General features: G+C 46.9%; 19 protein-coding genes. 5 read left to right on the forward strand and 14 right to left on the reverse strand.

The annotated features are described in order from the left end of the window. Positions 1-16: 16 nt before the first annotated feature. The 9 genes from BUB81_RS17580 to BUB81_RS17620 all read right to left on the reverse strand — a co-directional run bounded on the left by BUB81_RS17580 (position 17) and on the right by BUB81_RS17620 (position 5,904). Positions 17-403 (reverse strand): c-type cytochrome, encoded by a 387-nt coding sequence (locus BUB81_RS17580; protein ID WP_073324655.1) that lies wholly within the window; start codon positions 401-403, stop codon positions 17-19. Positions 404-529: 126 nt separating this feature from the next. Next, on the reverse strand, positions 530-1,030 hold the full coding sequence (locus tag BUB81_RS17585) for a hypothetical protein (protein WP_073324656.1): 501 nt from the start codon (positions 1,028-1,030) through the stop codon (positions 530-532). 14 nt (positions 1,031-1,044) lie between these two features. Beyond that, a complete protein-coding gene (locus BUB81_RS17590) occupies positions 1,045-1,491 on the reverse strand; it encodes a hypothetical protein (protein ID WP_073324657.1) in 447 nt (148 codons plus the stop codon). Positions 1,492-1,528: 37 nt separating this feature from the next. Further along, complete coding sequence (locus tag BUB81_RS17595; RefSeq protein WP_073324658.1) at positions 1,529-1,888, reverse strand: DUF4870 domain-containing protein; 360 nt, start codon at positions 1,886-1,888, stop codon at positions 1,529-1,531. Positions 1,889-2,049: 161 nt separating this feature from the next. Then, complete coding sequence (locus BUB81_RS17600) at positions 2,050-2,475, reverse strand: thiol-disulfide oxidoreductase DCC family protein (RefSeq protein ID WP_073324850.1); 426 nt, start codon at positions 2,473-2,475, stop codon at positions 2,050-2,052. Between the two features lie 30 nt (positions 2,476-2,505). Further along, positions 2,506-2,727, reverse strand: a complete 222-nt coding sequence (locus tag BUB81_RS17605) for a hypothetical protein (protein ID WP_073324659.1) — start codon at positions 2,725-2,727, stop codon at positions 2,506-2,508. Between the two features lies 1 nt (position 2,728). After that, complete coding sequence (locus tag BUB81_RS17610; RefSeq protein WP_073324660.1) at positions 2,729-3,229, reverse strand: hypothetical protein; 501 nt, start codon at positions 3,227-3,229, stop codon at positions 2,729-2,731. A 136-nt stretch (positions 3,230-3,365) separates the two neighbouring features. After that, positions 3,366-5,186: a gamma-glutamyltransferase gene (ggt, locus tag BUB81_RS17615; RefSeq protein ID WP_084526693.1), complete on the reverse strand. Its 1,821-nt coding sequence runs from the start codon at positions 5,184-5,186 to the stop codon at positions 3,366-3,368. Further along, the gene (locus BUB81_RS17620; protein ID WP_073324661.1) at positions 5,140-5,904 is read right to left on the reverse strand and encodes an enoyl-CoA hydratase-related protein; all 765 of its coding nucleotides are present in this window, start codon (positions 5,902-5,904) and stop codon (positions 5,140-5,142) included. The genes ggt and BUB81_RS17620 overlap by 47 nt, the downstream gene beginning before the upstream one ends. 149 nt (positions 5,905-6,053) lie before the next feature. Between BUB81_RS17620 and rrtA the strand changes: the two genes are divergently transcribed. Beyond that, entirely contained in the window at positions 6,054-6,668 is a 615-nt protein-coding gene (gene rrtA, locus BUB81_RS17625) for a rhombosortase (RefSeq protein WP_342742643.1), read from the forward strand. A gap of 77 nt (positions 6,669-6,745) precedes the next feature. Here the strand turns inward: rrtA and BUB81_RS17630 are convergent, their stop codons facing one another. Continuing rightward, a complete protein-coding gene (locus BUB81_RS17630) occupies positions 6,746-9,238 on the reverse strand; it encodes a S9 family peptidase (RefSeq protein ID WP_073324662.1) in 2,493 nt (830 codons plus the stop codon). 220 nt (positions 9,239-9,458) lie between these two features. Between BUB81_RS17630 and BUB81_RS17635 the strand changes: the two genes are divergently transcribed. Beyond that, positions 9,459-10,001: a glutathione peroxidase gene (locus BUB81_RS17635; RefSeq protein WP_073324663.1), complete on the forward strand. Its 543-nt coding sequence runs from the start codon at positions 9,459-9,461 to the stop codon at positions 9,999-10,001. A gap of 163 nt (positions 10,002-10,164) precedes the next feature. Here BUB81_RS17635 and BUB81_RS17640 read toward each other — a convergent pair whose 3' ends face one another. From BUB81_RS17640 to BUB81_RS17650, 3 genes are all read right to left on the reverse strand, one after another. Further along, positions 10,165-10,764, reverse strand: a complete 600-nt coding sequence (locus tag BUB81_RS17640) for an FMN-dependent NADH-azoreductase (protein ID WP_073324664.1) — start codon at positions 10,762-10,764, stop codon at positions 10,165-10,167. A gap of 190 nt (positions 10,765-10,954) precedes the next feature. After that, a complete protein-coding gene (locus BUB81_RS17645; protein ID WP_073324665.1) occupies positions 10,955-12,199 on the reverse strand; it encodes a cystathionine gamma-synthase family protein in 1,245 nt (414 codons plus the stop codon). Next, entirely contained in the window at positions 12,196-12,816 is a 621-nt protein-coding gene (locus BUB81_RS17650; RefSeq protein WP_073324666.1) for a lysophospholipid acyltransferase family protein, read from the reverse strand. Before BUB81_RS17650 ends, BUB81_RS17645 begins: the two co-directional genes overlap by 4 nt. Before the next feature lie 144 nt (positions 12,817-12,960). On the opposite strand from BUB81_RS17650, the gene BUB81_RS17655 reads away from it, so the two are divergent. From BUB81_RS17655 to BUB81_RS17665, 3 genes are all read left to right on the forward strand, one after another. Continuing rightward, positions 12,961-13,728, forward strand: a complete 768-nt coding sequence (locus BUB81_RS17655) for an NRDE family protein (protein WP_073324667.1) — start codon at positions 12,961-12,963, stop codon at positions 13,726-13,728. 187 nt (positions 13,729-13,915) lie between these two features. After that, positions 13,916-15,112: an amino acid aminotransferase gene (locus BUB81_RS17660; protein WP_073324668.1), complete on the forward strand. Its 1,197-nt coding sequence runs from the start codon at positions 13,916-13,918 to the stop codon at positions 15,110-15,112. Between the two features lie 113 nt (positions 15,113-15,225). After that, positions 15,226-16,011, forward strand: coding sequence for a Clp protease/crotonase-like domain-containing protein (locus BUB81_RS17665; RefSeq protein WP_073324669.1), 786 nt, complete (start codon positions 15,226-15,228; stop codon positions 16,009-16,011). Here the strand turns inward: BUB81_RS17665 and BUB81_RS17670 are convergent. Further along, the gene (locus BUB81_RS17670) at positions 16,008-16,511 is read right to left on the reverse strand and encodes a YqiA/YcfP family alpha/beta fold hydrolase (RefSeq protein ID WP_073324670.1); all 504 of its coding nucleotides are present in this window, start codon (positions 16,509-16,511) and stop codon (positions 16,008-16,010) included. The genes BUB81_RS17665 and BUB81_RS17670 overlap by 4 nt on opposite strands. Positions 16,512-16,570 lie beyond the last annotated feature (59 nt).

Here is a 16,570-nt window from a genome sequence, read left to right on the forward strand (position 1 = left end):
TGCGGTGCTAACTGACTTAATCAGCCAGGTGCAGTATCCAGTCCACCAGCTCATTTGCCTGTGCTTCGTTTAAGACCACTGAATTGGGTGGCATTGCAACACCCGAAACTTCGCCTTTCCAGTGACTTTGATAAGGACTTGAACCATGTAATACCGTAGTGACCAACGCCGCTTTAGCATCCGGATCGCGACCGTATTTCCTGGCAACATCCTGCCAGGCTGGTCCAATAGGCTTGAGACCATTTGGGCCTTTACCCGCGCCTGATATAGCATGGCAGGTCACACACCCACTTTGATGGGCCAGGTTGATCATTTTGACATCTTGCGACTCGACTTGGCCGGCATTGGCAAACGAGCCTGTACACACCATTAAACCGACTAATCCAAATTTACCTAATCTCATAATATTTCCTTAATAAAGTGAAACTGAGATCAGGGTACGCCGGGGTAAAATTGTGCTCTATTCTCCCAAAGTACTGGTTTCATGCACGGCTGATATAGATCAATAAAAACAACGTAAAATGAAAGCTTAAACCTGTAATTCCTTAGCAGACTTACATTCAGTGCATACCCACTGCCCTTTTACACTCAAGCCCGCCCATATCGCCACAACCACAATAAATACAATCGCCATCCAATGCGTGATCATGCCATTTGACAATCCAATCCCCATTGCCGCGCCCGCCAGCACAATTAACGGCAACTCAACGAATTTATTGCTCTTTCGCTTGTGGTAATGTAACTGATATGACGTAATTTGATGGCCATCGGCACTGAGCGTACAGGTCATTTTACCCTTTAAGATGCTGTCGACTTTTAACCCTATTTGGTATGTAGTCCCTTGATAAGTAAATACATGAACAGAGTGCGTTTTGATGTTCCGCGCTTCACTCACCAACTGATCGTTAACATAGACGGCTTCCTTGCCCGTGAGTGCACTGGCTTTTAGCACTATTCGGTTTTGGTCGTGGTTGAACGCAAAGGTCATCCCTTTGCGAGTGGAGATCTCAACGTCTTCGCTTAGCTTCATCGCTTCCTCTGCGCTTAGTGTGATGGTTGTGTCTTTCGATGATAAATTTCCTGGATATTTTTGTAGCTAACCAGAATGAGCTTATCATCTTCAAGGCATACATCGTGCTTTTGAATATCAAGTGGAATACGCGTGTCTTTAAGTTGAAGGGTAAAGCAGCAACCATCTTCCGAGATACTGTGAATTTCATAGGGTGTGTGCGTTTTCCCGCGATGAGAATAAGTAGAATACGTATCACTGCTTATTTGCAGTTCTGCCGGTTTAAATATTTTAGAAAAACGCCGGTGTTCTTCATCGGTCAGGTCTGCGTATTTCAACGCTTCCACCGTTTCCGGAATGTTGAATACCCAACGTCCTTGCAGTGGATTAGCCTGAGGTAATTCGCCCGCCAACAGGCTCAGCGGGCTTACGGCAAGCAGTATCGAACCAACTATCAGCCCGAAAGGACGCTGTTTACTCATATGATCCCTGCCCCTTCTGTCTTGCCGTTCTATGACACTACTTTAGAAATTTAATACTCAGCGGATAAACCCACACCTGACCGTCGTTAGCCTTGATGGCGGCGACAATGGCAAAAATCAGGTTCAGCAGTGCCAGTATGCCAAGGCCTATAATGCCAATAAATATGAATACCAGAATGCCGCAGATCAAGGAATAAATAAACAGGCTAATCAGCCAGTTTATGGTCACTTTACCGTGAATATCGATGGCTTCGTGTTTGTCTTTATTGGCTGCCCACATCACAATGGGCAGAATAAGACCCAACCCCGGGATTATAATGCTTGTTAGCTGGCTCAGGTGAATAGCCATACAATAGGTATTCAGGGGCATGCCCCAATAGTCTTCTTTGGTGCTCATACAACGCTCCATGTTTGGGTTTTAATTGACGCGATCCGTTAAATAAACAGGTGAAACATCACGCGCTTTGAATGAATTTATTCAGATAGCTTTGTTATACCTAAATATTTTCACAGAGTGAAGTATTTTGCAGTGGTGTTAAAATCACTCGTCGCCGGTATTTATAATCCACGAAACCGCGACAACAGATGTTTATCCGGTATTTGGCATTGGGTAGTACCACCAAATAACCTGATGCGATTTCTGGCGAACAATTTATAAAAGACGTCGCGAAAGGTACTGGGAAGTATGGAAAATACCCGAAAAAGAGACCAAAAGCCGGTTAAATCCCGGGTAATTTCAAGTGCCGCGTCCGACCATAAGTAAACCTGGCCGTGTTTCACCAGCATAAAGGTATCTACCCCAACGGTTTCCACACTTTTCTCACGAATAATCGCCTGTGCATAGTCTGACTGCATAGGAGAAAAAATAAACCGTTCGGACTTGTCCCGTTTGATAATAAAAGACACCGCGCCATTACAGAAATTGCACACGCCGTCGTAAATGATCAGGTATTGGTCTTCACCATTTTTTTCTGTTTCGTCCATTTTCACCATTCTAAGGAAAGAAAATCCATTTTATTGCTCTTTAAAAGCGTCAATGCCTTCATCGACGGCTAACTTTAAGAGCTGGTCTGCCTGCCTACTATTTACCGATTCGAAAGTCACCGTTTGCTTATCGATTAGTTCATCTGTTGTGCTTTTCGCTTCCAGCAAACCGATTTCCAGTATTCGCTTTAAGCTTTTATCCAACTTAACTTTACTGAATGGGCTTTTACTTCGGTAAATTACGCGGTACATATTAAACCTCGTTAGAGGCGATATTAGCAGCGTTATTCTGGCTCAATGTCGAAGAACTGCAGTTAGTATCACCTTCGGTCCACCGCTTTATGTCTAACCAATAATATTGATAGCCTGAAGCGGTATTTGGATAAGTTCTTACTCTTATCGTTGAACTACGATAACTAGGATCATCACTAGTCTTTGTTGACGTTTCCTCAATAATAATGGAGAACACCGAAGACGAGTAAGCCATATCAACTAACTTAGGTCTGATATTCAGGGAAATCCAATTTGCTTGTGGGTCGTGTATTCCAGACATTGGAAACACCTCTACGATCATGTCACTCTTTGAAAACTGTTCACTATTAAGCCAGCACTTTTCAATCTGATCCCGATATTTCATTGCCGCCAGGTATGGCGGAAGCATCACCTCAGTCTCGTAAGGAATTTCAGTAGTAACAGCTAATGATTGGCAGCCGACCAAAAAAAGCAAAAATGAACAACATAATAACTCTCGCACAACACCAACATCCTTATTTAAAAACAGAGTTTAGAAATACAAAGTGCTCTTTAGCGTAACAACAAATAGGTTTTAATGACACAAGCCACCGATTGGTGGCTTGCAATTAGACATAAAATGAAGTCCGTGAATGACGCTACTTACCTACCGCAACCCCTTCACGCCTAGGATCTGCACCACCAAGGTAACCGGTAGGCATGACCTGAATACCGTGCAGTCCACTGTTTAAGTCCACAATTTTAACCTTGTGCCCTAACGCTTCCAGCGGTGCCTGCAATGCTTCAATTGGCGTGCCTTTTTCCAAAGCGGTATAATCGTTTCGGTTTGTGATCTTCGGCAGGTTAATAGCCTGCTGAATGTCTAATCCGTAGTCGATTACACCAATCAGGGTCTGTGCAACATAACTCACAATACGGCTGCCGCCCGGCGAGCCCACCAGCAATTCCAGATTACCGTCCTCATCGAACACCATAGTGGGGCTCATCGCACTCCTGGGACGCTTATGTGGCTCTACGCGATTCGGCACCGGGAAACGGTTTTGCGAGGGTGAAAATGAAAAGTCGGTTAACTGGTTGTTTAACAGAAAGCCGTCGACCATCAGGCCAGAACCAAACATAAACTCGACACTGGTCGTCATCGACACCGCGTTACCGGCCTTGTCTACTACCACGAAGTGACTGGTATTTGGCTGTTCCAAGGTACTTCCGGCAATTACCTGGGTACTGAACGGCTCCCCTGCCCGGGCAAATCGCCAGGGTTTGTCTGGTGCAATAAATTCACCGCGGCGTTCCAGATAACCTTCGTTGATCAACGCCGCGTAGGGCAAATTGGTGAAGTCACTGTCGGCAATGAATTTCTCGCGGTCAGCATAGGCTAACGCACTGGCTTGCGTATACAAGTTTGCAAACTCAGGGCTGTCGATGGCGTAGTCAGTTAAATTAAACCGCTCCAGCAGTTTCAGGATCTGATAGACGTTGATCCCGCCAGAGCTGGGTGGTGCCATCCCGCAAATTTGCTTGGCTCGGTATTCACCGCAAACAGCCTGTCGCTCGATAACTTTGTAGTTAGCCAGGTCCTCTTCGTTCAGCACACCGGGATTAATGTTGGCCGTTTGTACTGCTTTGGCAATTTTGGTGGCCAAATCGCCCTTGTACATGTAGTCGGTTCCCTGCTCTGCAATATTGCGCAGGGTTTTACCTAACAATGGGTTCTTTTTGGTCGTTCCCGCTTTTAACGGCTTACCGGCAGGGTAAAAATAGGTCGCCGTCGACGGAAACGCTTTCATGCCCTTGTGATACTGTTCGGCCATTGTGACCAGTTTCTCGAGGCGTTTGGATACTTTAAACCCCTCTTCCGAGGTGGCGATGGCGTCGGCAAACAACGCTTTCCATTCCAGGTCACCGTATTTCGTGTGGGCTGTTTCCAGCGCTTTCATCACACCCGGCACACCCACTGACTTTCCGCCCACCACGGCATCAATCCACTTCATGGGCTGACCGTGTTCCATGAACCAGTATGCATTTACACCTGCGGGCGCCATTTCGCGACCATCAAAGGTATGCAGTGTTTTGGTTTCATTGTCCCAATACAGCATGAACGCACCACCGCCTACACCGGATGACTGCGGCTCTACCAACGTCAGCATGGCCTGTATTGCAACGGCAGCATCAATGGCATTGCCGCCGTTTTCAATGATATTTTTTCCTGCCCAGGATGCATAAGGATTGGCCGCAACGACCATATAGTCTTTGCTGGCCAATGCTTGTTTTTCAACGTATCCCGTAGCGGCTTCAGGTTCACCCGCTTCGCGGGGCGCTTGCTGAGAAAAAGAAGGGAAACTGGCAGACAGGGCTAAACACCCTGCCAGAATATAACTACCTGTGCGACTACGACTCAAAGTGAATCTTCCTCTATTTGAATTTTTCTGGGTTAATTGGTCGCTTATGCAGGAATGCATCAAACGCTTCCTGCGCAGCGTCAGTGCCCATTGCTTCAATGAAGATATCCAGTTCGTAGTCCATGTGCTGCTGGATGTCTTCTGCCTCGTTATTTAATAATGCTTTTGTTTGTAATAGAGCGAATTTTGGTTTGGCCGCTAGCTTCTTGGCAACGTCGCTAACGGTATCCCGCAAGGCGTCGGGTTCGACAATTTTTGTAACTAAACCAAAATCGCTGGCATCTTGCGCACTGAAGGGTTCGCCCAGCATCAACCATTCACTGGCGCGTCGGCGTCCTGCCATGCGAGGAATGATATAGCTGGAGGCATACTCGGGTACTAACCCTAAGTTGATGAAAGGTAATACAAATCGAGTGCCGGTTGCGCAATACACTAAGTCACAATGTAACAGCATGGTTGTGCCAATGCCAACCGCTAATCCTGAAACTTCGGCGATTACTGGCTTTTTGCAGTTAGTTAACGCTTTCATGAAACCTACTGTCTCAGCCAAATGCGGTTCTTTGCCATGATTCGCAAAACCTGAAATTTCGTTACCCGCACAAAAAATGTCACCGTTAGCGCGGATAACCACGACTTTACACGCCTCACTGGCATCGGCTTCAATGATGGCATCGCCCATGGTTTTGTACATTTCACGGGTTAACGCGTTTTTCTTTTCTGGTCGGTTAATAACAATCTCGGTAACGGCCTGTTGGCTGATGATCTGAATCTCTGACATGCTAGTCTCCATTGTATTTTGTTATGCGCGGCAAACCTCAGGGAGGCGCGTTGTACGCGAGGGTCAGCGTACTTGCCGCAGATTAATTGGTACCAGAGTGGTTTTTCGTTATCATAGCGCTCCCCTTACCGATACAAAAATTAATTCCAATGATAGTTGCGCTACCACTTAAACCACAGTTTAGCCTTGGTCCTCTGATCTTGCTCGCTACTGTGTTCCTGTTATTTTTATCGGGCTCTGCTACTACCGAATTGTTAGCCTACGATCGCTATGCATTGGAAAGCCTGGAAACCTGGCGTCTATTGTCAGGAAACCTCGTACACACCAACGGATATCACCTTTTGTTAAACAGTGCTGGGTTGTTTTTTCTATGGGCTCTGCACGGTGAACACTACAGGCCTATGTTGTTTATCAAGTTGTTTTTGTGGTGTGGCTTAGGCACCAGTCTGGGCATTTACTATTTGTCACCGTCGTTAATTTGGTATGTCGGGTTGTCAGGGGCATTGCACGGCTTGTTTGTATGGGGCGCGTGCATGGACATTCGCAATAAGATTTATTCAGGCGTATTGCTCCTGCTGGGGATTGTTGCAAAGGTCGGCTGGGAACAATGGCAAGGCAGCAGCGACGAGGTTGCTGATTTGATTGGTGCCTCGGTTGCCATTGATGCCCATTTGTATGGCACAGTGAGTGGATTAGCGTTGTTTATTCTGATGTGGGCGATGTCAGCGTTGTATGTAGCCATTAAGCCCAAACAGGCCGCCTGATTTTACACAAAGTATAAAAAAAGCCAGTCCAGGAATGTATCCCTGACTGGCTTTTAGTTTTTAGAATGAATAACCCGTTACAGGTTTTCTTCAAATAGCTTAAAGATTCGACGGTACTCGTCTAACCACGAGCTTGGTTGCACAAAGCCGTGGGGTTCTACCGGGTAAATCGCCGTTTCAAAGTCGGTTTTCTCCAGCTCGATCATGCGCTGCACTAAACGCACGACATCAACAAAAAACACATTGTTGTCTACCATAGGCGCGTTAATGAGCAATGTTTTTTCCAAGCCTTCTGCAAAATAGATTGGCGAGCTGTTGCGATAGGCAATTGGGTCGACATCCGGTGTATTCAGGATATTTGACGTATACGCCGTGTTGTAATGTGCCCAGTCAGAAACAGGACGAAGTGCGGCGCCGGCCTGGAACAAATCCGGTTCATTAAACATCGACATAAAGGTCAGGAACCCACCGTATGAACCACCGTAGGTACCAATGCGCTGACGATCAACATTGGCGTTCTCAACCAGCCAGTTTACCCCATCGCGTAAGTCTTCGACCTCCGGCGTCCCCATTTGGCGATAAATAGCAGTACGCCAGTCTCTGCCGTATCCGGCTGAGGCGCGGTAATCCATATCAAGCACCACATAGCCCTTTTGTACTAACAGGCTGTGGAACATGAACTCACGGAAATACCCCGACCATCCCAGATGTGAATTCTGTAAATAGCCCGCGCCATGGTTAAACACAACCGCGCGTTTTGCTTTACCTTGCTCATAACCTTCAGGCAAATACACGCGTGCGTAAATTGGCTTGTCGGTGTGTGAAGAGGGAATAGCGACGATTTGCGGCGCAGTCCACGGCAACGCTTTGAAAGCCTCACTCACGGTATTCGTCAGTTGAACTGGTGAAGAGCCCGAAGTAAGTGTTTGTAAAAACAACTCTGGAGGCTGCGTGACTTTAGAATGGGTCAGCAGCAGCGCGTCTTCGCCAGGACTTAATACGTAATCCGTCATACCATTCAATTCGGTCAGAGTTTCATGCTCACCGGTTTCAACATTGACGCGGTAAATTTCGTATATACCCGGGTGTTTTTTATTGGCTTTAAAGTACACGTACTGATCGTCATTAGTCAGGGTGACTTCATCGACAACGTATTCACCGGCTGTCAGGGCACGAGGTGCCTGGCCTGGCGTTTGGACATAGAGGTGGCTGTAACCGGTATGTTCCGACTGATAAAACAGCGTATGTGAATTGTGTAACCAGCCAAACTGGTTGTAGCGATAATTTACCCAGGCATCGTCGTGAAGACGGTGTTCTGTGTTGAATTGCTTGCTGTCAAAATCAACAGTTACAATCCAGCGGTCTTTGTTGTCCCACGCTTCCAGCATAAGCGCAACCGCAGTGCCATCCTGATGCCAACGTACAGAAGGTTCACTCCAGTACCAGCTGTTCAGCAAACCTATGGACCGGGGCAAGCGGTTTACCGTGTATGTTTCACCGCGTGCAGCTGCATTTTCTGCTTTCACGTCGGCCAGTACGTCGTCGTTATAACCCGGCAGGTTAACGTACGACAGTTTGTGTTGCGAGTGCGCATTCAAGTCAACCAGCCACACTGTTTCTTCAACTGGCTTTGCATCGGCAACGCGCTGTCGCACGTCAATAGCTGCAATTCGGCCATCTTCCTGTATGTAGTGCGGCATGATGTCGGTTTTATCCCGATAGCTGCCTTGTTTGGTTGTTACCACAATGGCGTGCTCACCATTAGGCGATAAGGTTGCAGCTACCAGGCGCTCACCCGATGGGAAATAAAAAGGCTCTGGAGCCACCGCGGGGCTTGCGGTGCGCTTGGCAGCTTCGTGTTCGAACCTGTCTTCGCGATTCTTGCGCTGTACCTGTATGTACTGGATCAGCGTTTGTTGTTCTGCTGCAATAAAGTCTTTAGGTGGCTTATTAGCAGTGGGCGCATCAGCAAATTTCCAGCTCATCAGCAAGGATTGCTGTCCGGTGCGCAAATCAAAAGCAATAAAGCTATCACCCGTTCTGGCCATTAACCTGTTGTCAGTCATAAAGGTCAGATCGCGAAGAGGTTGGCCTCCTCGAGTTAGCTGCACAACCGCACCGTCTGGCATTTTTACAAATACGCTATCTTCAAAGCGCCAGGCCGTATATTGCTCATCGTGACTGGTGACCTTCTCGTCATAACGGTATTGATGCGCCTGGCTTAGCTCGATTTTCTCACCGTTGCCGGTTTTTCCGGCTTCAATCAGGAAATAATCATCAACGACGCTGCCCTCTCGCTTGCGGGCATACACAATATCACCATCCAATGACCACGAAGGCCTTGATGGTTGCCTGCCAAGCCAATCGGGATCGGCCATAATTTGTTTCAGCGTTAACTCGCTGTTGCTTTTGGATGTAGCGACATCGGGGACAACGACGCTAGCTGGCTGTGGCAACGCGGCCGTTGTTTGCGGCGCAATAGGAGTACTGGATTCTGTGGTGTTCGCACAGGCGAACAAAAGCAGGCTTAAACTACCTGCAATTAAACTTCTGGTCAGGTGATTTGGCATATTCTTATTTACTTATTAATTACAACCCCGTCATTATAGCCATGATAAACCCGTGCTTGTGTATATTTATCCTTAAACTTATCCGCTTTGCCGTGAGAACACCGCTTCAATAGATCGAATACAGTGCCTTAATAAGCACCGTATTTTGTGGGTCACTGTGATCCAAGCCGATAGTTTTCACTGTATTGCTCAACAAACACCAATCATAAAGGATGACAAAATGAAAAAATTAATGGGCGCCCTGCTGTTAAGTGCTGTGGCTTTTACCAGCCAGGCGAACTCTTGCCCTGACGTACTGAAATTCATGAAGCGCAAACTGAACTCTCAGGAAACCGTAAACATGTGCAGTGAATTTCAAGGTAAAACACTGCTTATCGTGAACACAGCCAGCTACTGTGGCTACACGCCGCAATTCGAAGGTCTCGAAGCCATGTATGCTGAATTAAAAGACCAGGACTTTGTCGTGTTAGGTTTTCCGTCGCATGACTTTAATCAGGAAGCCAAAGATGAGGGAAAAACAGCGGAATTGTGTGAGTTAACCTACGGCGTTAAATTCCCTATGTTTGAACCTACCCACGTGAAAGGCGATGACGCAGACCCGTTATTCCGTATGCTGGCTAAGGCTACCGGAGAAGCGCCAAGCTGGAACTTCAACAAGTACCTTGTCGACAAGAACGGGAACATTGTGAAGCATTATAAAAGCTCGGTAAAACCGTCAGACAAGTCGCTGCGTGGCGATGTTGCCAAAGCACTAGCAATGTAATGTTACTGTGATAAATCGGCCTGCCCGGGTCGATTTATTGTCAGGCAAAAAAAGCCCCGTAAATTACGGGGCTAAAGCACACTCAACTTGGAACACACTTTAGCAACAATAGTTCAGATAACTCATCCTTGCTATTTTTGCTAACTGCATAGGTTTTGTCTGATTAATTAGACAAAAGTTCAATAATTTTTTCATTTGCTGCAGAAAAAGCTTTCTCAGCCGCTTCTTCACCCATGTTCAGGCCTTCTGCATACACGAAATTCACGCTGGTGATCCCCATCAAACCAAAAATGTGACGGATGTACGGCGTCTGCGTATCGTAATCTGTTCCCGCATAGACGCCACCGCGAGCGGCGAGCACCGTTACAGGTTTGTCTGCAATCAAACCAACCGGACCTGTTTCCGTGTATTTGAATGACTTTCCAGCGCGAGCCAGTCTATCAATCCAGGCTTTGAAAGTAGAAGGCACGCCCAGGTTATACATTGGCAAGCCAATAACCACTTCATCCGCTTCTACTAAACGAGACAGCAATGCATCTGAAATGGCTGCCAGTTCTGCTTGTGCTTGTGTACGCTCTTCTGGCGCGGTCATCCACGCCGCCATTTCTTGTTGGGTCAGATGTGGAAGCTGCGCTTTATTGAGGTCAAGTAAGTCTAATTTCACGTCTTTGCTGGCAAGCTTGTCCAGATAATTGGCTACCAACTTAGATGAATTACCTGCTTCACTGTTTAAACTGCTGTTTACTACTAGAATATTTTTCATGTCTGCCACTCCTATCAGTTGATGTATTCATTAAATCAGCTGTTACGAGGGGCATCCATGGCTAAAAATCACGTGTACCGTTCGATTAAATAGAATGAAATTTACAAAGGCGAAATACGACGTAACAAAGAAAAAGCCTCTGTGCAGCTGCAACAGAGGCTTATGAATGTAGTGGCAATTGACGTGGGTGTTACAACGAGAAGCTATTCAGGGCTTGCTCAAAGTCTGCAACCAGATCGTCAGTGTCTTCGATGCCTACGGATAAACGTATCATGGTTTCCGTGATCCCCATGCGCGCTCGTTCTCGCTGCCCATTTTCAAAGAAAATCGTTGGCGCAACAGGCAAGGCCAACGTGCGGGTATCACCCAGGTGCGTGGCAGAAATTACCAGCTCCAGCTTGTCCAAAAATTCACATGGCTCAATGCCGGGCACCAAGTCAAAGCTCAAAATAGATCCATAATTAGCCAGTTGCTCACGCGCAATGAAATGCTGCGGGTGATTAGCTAATCCAGGATAGTACACCGTTTGAATATTTGGGTGCGATTCAAGATAGGTCGCCAGTTTCAGCGCATTCTCGTTACTGCGGGCGGTACGCAAAGACAGTGTTTCCATGCCTACAGAAATCAAGTGTGCGGACTGAGAAGCCAGTGTCGCCCCAATATCGCGCAACCCTTTCTTCTTGATCTGCGTAATGCCCCACATGGCCTTGTCGGCAACCTGATATTTAGGGCTGATGTTAGGAAAGGTAGTCCAATCGAACAAGCCTGTATCTATCACAGCGCCACCTAACACGTGACCATGCCCTGCCAGATACTTGGTTAACGAGCACAGAATGAGGGATGCTTTCATCGCTTTTGCGTCAAACGCCGGAGGCGGTGTCATAGTGTTGTCTACCATGAACAGCAAGTTATTTTCTTCACACCACTGCCCAATCGCACGGGCATCAGATACCTGTGTCACCGGGTTAGCAATCGTTTCAGAAAACACTGCGCGCGTATTCGGTTGTTTCGCTGCAATCACATCCTGTATAGAGGTCACGTCTACAAAGGTAAGTTCCACTCCGAAATCCTGCAACGTGTCCATAAAGCTGCGAGTGTTGCCAAACAAGTACTGGCTCACAATAATGTGGTCACCCGCTTTGAACAGCGACAAAAACGTGCTGGTGATTGCAGCCATACCCGTTGCGAAGCAAACGCTGGTCAGTCCGCCTTCCAAATCCGCAACCATATTTTGCAGTGCAACAACAGAGCCAGACGAAGAACGCGAATATACGTGCCCTACTTTTTTACCCTGAAACACATCCACTAAATCTTGTGATTGTTTAAATTCAAAAAGAACTGAATTTGTAGTACTGCTATGCACTGCACCGTCTGTAGGCTGATTCAAAAGGCGATCAGCATGAATCTGACGGGTGGTTACTCCCAGTTTTGTCACGCGTTGGGCTCCGTTACTGTTTGCTGTGGATACTTGGCATCAATGGTGCGATAAAACGAGTAAATTGCGTCCATTGATGATGCTAAGTCGTCGGATACGGTAAGAACCGGACCAAACACCAACGCCTTGCGTCGATAGTCCAATCCTACACATTGAATGGGGATTCTAGCGGTTTGCGCAATGTAAAGAAAGCCGCTTTTCCAGGGGAATACCGCTTTTCTTGTTCCTTCAGGTGCCAGCGCTAACACAAGCTCATCGGCATTATTAATCTGTTTCGCTATGCTTTGCACCACACCATGCGCCTGGCTGCGCTCTACAGGTATGCCGCCAATCTTGCGCATAAAATAGCCCAGCGGCGGCGTAAAAATGGTGTGTTTCCCAAAAAATGACAGCCGTATACCCAGTGCAAACATCACTGCCACACCAATGATGAAGTCCCAGTTAGACGTATGAGGCGCCACAGCTATAACCATTTTAGGCTGGTTTGCCATTTGCCCATCAATTTTCCATCCGCGTTTGTCCAGCCACCAGCGACATAAACGACCGAACCATCCCGGTTTTCTGGAGGGCACTTTGTCAGGCAATGAATAACACGCAAAAGACTGCTTATCGTGCATAGTTAACCTTTATAATTATGATTATTTAGCCCCAATCCTAGCATAATTGTTAAAGTTCGGCGCATTCTCGCTACAGATACCAGGGCGATTTCGTTACACTTGTAGCCTGAACTTACCTTATGGCAACGTTTGCCGGGTTGTAGCATGTGTATTATTTTTGCTGCGGTACAACAGCATCCTGATTATCCGCTTATTATTGCGGCAAACCGCGACGAGTTTTACGCTCGTCCGACTGCCCCTTCCTCATTCTGGCATACCCACCCGGATATGCTGGCAGGCAAGGATTTATCTGCCGGAGGCACCTGGATGGGCGTTACGCGTAACGGCCACATTGCGGCACTCACCAACATTCGCAACCCAAGTGCTCACAGTGACAGCAAGAAAACACGGGGTGAACTGGTCGTTGACTATCTGACTGACCAACCCTTAACCGGCCGGCATCTGGAAAGCCTGAAGATTAATGCAGACCAATACAACGGATTCAATTTTCTATTTGGCCACTACCGGCACCTTGCTGTGTTCAACAGCGAAACCGGACAACACGCCTTTTTAGGACCGGGTGTGCACGGATTATCGAATGCGTCACTGAATACGCCCTGGCCAAAAGCGCTGAGGGGAACCGAAGCCCTGCAACAATACATACAGGACACACGCATACTGGATGTTGATCGATTGTTTACGTTGCTGCGCGATCAAACTCAGGCGCCGGATAATAAGTTACCTGACACCGGCGTCTCATTTGAATGGGAAAAAGCCTTGTCTTCCATCTTCATACGTACCCCTGAATATGGTACGCGGAGCTCTACGGTGTTACTCGTGGATAAGGCACAAAACGTAAATTGGTATGAATGTCACTATTCTGCCGAGGGAATACCAGGCCAAATGCAACACTTTAGTTGGAAATCAGCCTAATTTTAGGATGATTTTCTATTCGTATTTGATCTCGATAGTGGCATAATGCGCAACCTGTGCTAACACGCCCGTTTAGCATACAATGCCTATAACGCATCGGCGCAATTGCGCTGCAATTTTTATTGTTATCAGCAGGCCCGTTTTCAGCCCGTGATAACCTTGACTAATGAAATCGTGAGGACATATCGTGTTTGAAGTGCTACCCCAACTTGCCCCGGATCCTATCCTTGGTTTATCTGCTGCGTACAAGCAGGACAGCAACCCTAGTAAGATTGATTTAGGTGTAGGTGTTTATAAGGACGAACAAGGCAATACCCCTATTCTGTCAGCGGTAGCAAAAGCGCAGCAAGTACTGCTGGAGCGTGAAACTTCTAAAACCTACATTACTCCACAAGGTGTTCAGGGTTTTATCGACGGTATGTTGCAGCTAATTTTAGGTGCCCAGAGCCCTGTTCTGCTGGCTGACCGTGTTGCTGCTGTACAAGCTCCTGGTGGATGCGGCTCTCTGCGTATTCTTTCTGAATTACTGACGCGTGTGAATGCAGACACCAAAGTATGGGTAAGCGACCCGACGTGGGCTAACCACATTCCATTGATTGGTAATGCGGGCCTGACTATTGAAACTTACCCCTACTTCGACAAAGCATCTGCGTCAATTCGTTTTGATGCCATGATGGAATGCTTGCGCCAGGTTAAGAAAGGCGATGTAGTATTGCTTCACGGCTGCTGCCATAACCCAACGGGTGCAGACTTGACCAAAGCTCAATGGCAGGAAGTAATGAATGTCGCTAAAGAGCGTGAATTCCTACCGTTCGTGGATATTGCTTATCAAGGCTTTGGCGATAGCCTGGAAGACGACGCTTATGGCGTGCGTTTGCTGTGTGAAAACTTACCTGAAGTGATCATCGCAGCGTCTTGCAGCAAGAATTTCGGTTTATACCGCGAACGTGTTGGTCTGGCTGCAATTGTGTGTGCTGACAGCAATACCCGTAAAATTGCCCAAGGCCAAATCCAGAGCGTTGCACGTGGTATTTACTCCATGCCGCCAAGCTACGGCGGCGCATTGGTCGACATTATCCTGTCTGACGACGCGCTGAAACAAGAGTGGGTAAATGAAGTTGATGAAATGCGTGTGCGTATGCGTACATTGCGTGAACTGTTAGTCAACAAGTTAGCTGAGTACGGCGCCCAGAAAGACTTCAGTTTTGTTAACGACCAAAAAGGGATGTTCTCATTCCTGTGTATCACCCCTGAGCAAGTACAAAAGATGCGTAACGAGCACAGTGTTTATTTTGTAGACTCAAGCCGTGTTAACGTTGCAGGTATCAGCCTGGCTAACGTAGACACTTTGGCAAAAGCGATGGTAAAAGTCATAAACGCTTAATATCGCTCAAACAAGCGTGCTGAACTCAGTGCGCTTGTTACTTTTACCCCGAACAAGTCATACTCAACGCTAAACGGATTTTAGCTGTCATTATTTGATTCAAAGGTACATGGATGAAAATTACCTGCTTTCCAAGATGTCTTTTTTTAGCTGCATTATTTCTGCTTTCGGCCTGCAGCACGCTTGGCAATATCGAATTACCTACTACACCCGTTATTTCACTTAACGGTTCCACTGTGATTTTCAATGGCCCAACCTCCGCAAAAAACGCACGGGCGTTTGTGGAGTTTATAAAAGAAAACGACTTTATTACCCGATTACAGATAACCAGTAACGGTGGAGATGTATTCGGTGGCATGGACATTGGGAATATCGTTCACCAGCACAAGTTGGATGTTGAAGTACATGATTATTGCTTTTCTTCTTGCGCCAATTACATCGCGACAGCCGCTAATACTGTCATTGTAAAAAAAAATGGGCTGATTGGTTGGCATGGCAGCGCTCTCCAGCCTGTTTTCAGCTCACTCGAAGTGCCCGTCTACGCAAAATTTATTTTGACGCTATCTGGTAAAGATTGGCAACGAGAGCATCAACAGTATCTGAACAAATGGTATCAGCGGGAGGTTGAGTTCTTTCGTAACATTGGCGTGGATCACATGATCACAGCCATTGGCCTAATGCCTGGATTTATAGAGCGCCGCGATGCAGAGTTATTTAGTTACGACGTACAAACACTGAAATCACTAGGCCTTCGAATTGAATTCGAGGATCGTCAATTAGAGGCACAGGCTGGCGGTGAGCGGTTCGTTCAAATCTTCCATATTGAACAAGACACATTAGCAACCCTTCGCAGCAACTTTAACAATGCCTTACGGGAAGCCAACGCGTTTGCGGATTAAATTTTATCTGTAAGGCAACTATACAAAAATTGCTTAAAAATAGGACCAATCAAATCCAGTGAGTCATTCAGGCGATGATCACCGGGCACCAAATGTAAGCTGGCACTCTGCGCTTTTGCAAAACGCAGTACATTTTCCACAGGAATAATTTCATCCTGCCAACCATGAACGCAGGATACCGCACAGTTTACCGGGTAATCCTGTTGGTAATAATTTGGCATGTAAACCGCAGGCGCCAATAGGAAAACGCCTTTCACATCGTACTCCATTGCTGCTACCAGCGAAACATAGCCACCCATACTGGATCCGACCAGAATAATTTCTGGTTCGTCAGCCGGCAACGTCTCTTTTAACAATGCGACGCGTTCTTCCGGATCTTGCGTGGCCGAATAATCAATACTTTCGACCTGGCATCCCATTTCCTCGGCAATGTCAGCTAAAAATCGAATTTTGGTGCCCCACGGGCCACTTTCTTTGCCGTGCGAAAAATAGACTTTCACGAATGTTCCTCCTAATGGAACACCGATTATCGCCAATCAAATTTAAATAACAATGACAT

The sequence above is a fragment of the Marisediminitalea aggregata genome, assembly GCF_900129565.1.
In the GTDB taxonomy this organism is placed as follows: Bacteria; Pseudomonadota; Gammaproteobacteria; order Enterobacterales; family Alteromonadaceae; genus Alteromonas; species Alteromonas aggregata.